The 267-nt window shown below is 47.6% G+C and carries 1 pseudogene; it reads right to left on the bottom strand.

The window, feature by feature from the left end:
- Positions 1–267, bottom strand: a pseudogene (locus NI465_RS16650) (ISNCY family transposase); the annotation flags it as partial.

The raw sequence follows: 267 nt of genomic DNA on the forward strand, positions 1-267 counted from the left end.
AGGGCTTGCCGTATTGCTCAATGTAGGCTCGGGTTGAAAGCATATAGTCAAAGGTCGTTTCAGCCTCACAAAAGCGTAGATGCAACAGCTTGCCGGTAGCATCATCGATATAAACCAGCAAACAGCATTTGGTGGCTCTTCCTTCAAACCAGTCATGATATGAGCCATCAATCTGGATCAGCTCACCGAAGCAATCACGGTTATAGCGTGGCTGGTATGGGCGTTTTAGACGTTTGGATCGCGGAATCCAAAGGTCATTTGCAGTCA

The sequence above is a fragment of the Acinetobacter lwoffii genome, assembly GCF_024129855.1.
GTDB classification, from domain to species: domain Bacteria; phylum Pseudomonadota; class Gammaproteobacteria; order Pseudomonadales; family Moraxellaceae; genus Acinetobacter; species Acinetobacter lwoffii_L.